This is a genomic window from Thermogutta sp. (genome assembly GCF_014359955.1).
Classification (GTDB): Bacteria; Planctomycetota; Planctomycetia; order Pirellulales; family Thermoguttaceae; genus Thermogutta.
This window is the reverse complement of sequence record NZ_JACIYL010000723.1, coordinates 1-2,252: the sequence shown is the minus strand read 5'-3', so window position 1 is coordinate 2,252 and position 2,252 is coordinate 1. Positions and strand designations below refer to the sequence as shown.

3 protein-coding genes are annotated in these 2,252 nt (G+C 55.4%); all 3 read right to left on the bottom strand.

Annotated features, from left to right (window positions below; genetic code table 11):
- A partial coding sequence (locus H5U08_RS16310) for an RHS repeat-associated core domain-containing protein (RefSeq protein ID WP_297035456.1) occupies positions 1 to 876 on the bottom strand: 876 nt, incomplete at its 3' end.
- Positions 877 to 1,341, bottom strand: coding sequence for a hypothetical protein (locus H5U08_RS16305; protein WP_297035453.1), 465 nt, complete (start codon positions 1,339 to 1,341; stop codon positions 877 to 879). It abuts the gene before it with no gap.
- A 16-nt stretch (positions 1,342 to 1,357) separates the two neighbouring features.
- Positions 1,358 to 2,252, bottom strand: an 895-nt coding sequence (locus H5U08_RS16300) for an RHS repeat-associated core domain-containing protein (RefSeq protein WP_297035451.1), incomplete at its 5' end; no start/stop codon positions are given.

Genomic DNA, 2,252 nt, shown 5'->3' with positions numbered 1-2,252 from the left:
GAAGAGGTATCCGAGGAACATCGCGCAGTGGTGAAGCACCCAGTCCGTAAATGGAACGCCCACGGGATACGCGAACCGAACGTCCGTCAGGGAGAAGCAATTCGCGCTTCCAGTCGCGAGTTCTCCAATCGGAAAATACGAGACCCACCGGAAGCATTCGTCGCGTCCTCGCGGCACCGTAAACGTGCCCGCAAGCTGAAGTAGCTTCGAAAGGGTCGCTTTACAACAACCTTGAGTGCATCCACTTTTGGTACACGCCGAACTTTGCCCCAATTCTGCACATATCCTTTCAATGTCAACCGAACGACGAGGGCTGTGCTTATAGCGCCATTTACCGTTGAAGGTTATTATAATTGGCCTCCCAAGGCGATGCGGATCTATGTGACAAGCCGAGCCGCACGTGCTGTAGACGTCGCCGTTTGTCCAGTCCGCCTCAACATCGAAAGAAAACAAGTAGCCGCCGCCTATCATATCCATGGCCTCGCACGTGCAGACAATAGGAAACAAGCCATTGGGGTCCATCTGGCGGACCGGTCCATTGCCTAGGTAGCGGTACAAATTCCCATCACCCGCGGCAAAGCCGATGGGGTCTTCGCTCAGCCAGCGGCCGACGCCAGCATCATACCAGCGTTTGAGGTTGTTTTGGAGCTGAGTATCTGGGTCGAACGGCCGGGCGGTGAAGAGGAACAACGAATCCACCGCCGGGTTAGTCTCCGACGTCACCCTGCCAAAGGCGTCATAGACCAAGTGGTTCACCACGGTCGTCATGTCCGTTTGCGAGTCGTACTTCGCGATGTCGCGGACGGTGTTCAGGTGGTCGGTCAAGGTCCACGCTACCAAATCCGCCGTCCCGCCGTAAAACGGGCTCCGACTCAATCAATCACCGGCATCCTCGCTCCCTTCGTACACGGGAACATACTCCCAAATGAGCTCATCATTGCGAAACAGTTGTATCCGTACGATCCGGCCTTTGTCCAGAAGAAGTGTGTATCCATCATAGTGGAGATACCTGTCGTTCTCACTGATATGGGTTATTTCTCCACGCGAATTCATTCGCACGTTAAGAATCCGCGGTTGATCGAAAAACGCTACAAAGGCTAAGGATCCATTCCGGTCATAAAGTCTGCGTTCCTTGGGCAGGTAATTCTCCCACTGTGTCTCCTCCCAAAGTGTTCCGTCCGGATAGTAATAACGCTTGACACCTGCTCCTGACGGAGGCGCGATTTCACGCAACCCCTTTACAAGCGGATCCTCTTCTTCTTCACTTTGGCATCCCGCAAATATCACACAGATAACCCCCGTAAACACAAACATCCCCGTGCGAAGTGCATTCCACGTCATCTTGCCCATTGCTGTTCTATGGCCTGCTGCATTGGTCACACAATTCATTGATCACCTCCCGTTCAATCTTTGCCGCAGCCTTACACATCGTCCGTTGCGGTCCCGGCGGCAAAAGCCGGCATACCTGCTCAAGCGCTCTCAAAGCCTCGGCGGCCTGGCGCTTGCACTCAGACCGGCTGCAATCCCGAAACGGATTGCTCCATTCGTCAAACAGTTTTGAGGTCCGAAATGTCTGCACACAATTGCATTCGCCAACAAGATCGAATCTGTTTCGGTAGTCCGAGATGTTGTGGTGGAACCTCAGCCGCGGGTCATGGCAATCCACGGCCCCGGTCCCGAAAGTCCGGGTGCCCGGCGGATCACCGTGTTGGCCACCTTTTGTCGTATCTATCGTACAACGGTAGTGACACCGAACCGTATTCCAATCCAAGCGCTGCTGCGATACATAAAAGCAAATGTAGTATACTAGGCAAGCCCGTCCACTTGGATCAAGCGACGTGATAGGCGAGTTCCCCACATACCGATACAGATTCCCGTCACCCGCATCAAAACCAATCGGGTCCTCGCTCAGCCAGCGGCCGACAGAAGCATCGTACCAGCGGTTCAGGTTGTTTTGGAGTTGGGTGTCTTCGTCGAAGGGTCGGGCAGTAAACAGGAATAAAGAATCCACCGCCGGGCTCGTCTCCGACGTGACCTTGCCGAAGGCGTCATAGACCAGGTGGTTGACCACGGTGGTGGCCCCCGTCTGCGGGTCGTACTTGGCAATATCCCGGACGGTGTTCAGGTGGTCCGTCAGCGTCCACTGTACAAGGTCGGCCGTGCCGCCGTCAACGGCTTCCTCGGCCAAAATTTGGTCCACAGCCGGGCCCCACAGGTAACGCTGCCGCAGGTGGCCCACCTGCATGTCGCCC

Excerpts from the sequence above, each read along its gene's own strand:
- H5U08_RS16305 (WP_297035453.1), bottom strand. The coding sequence starts at position 1,341 with ATGACGTGGAATGCACTTCGCACGGGGATGTTTGTGTTTACGGGGGTT.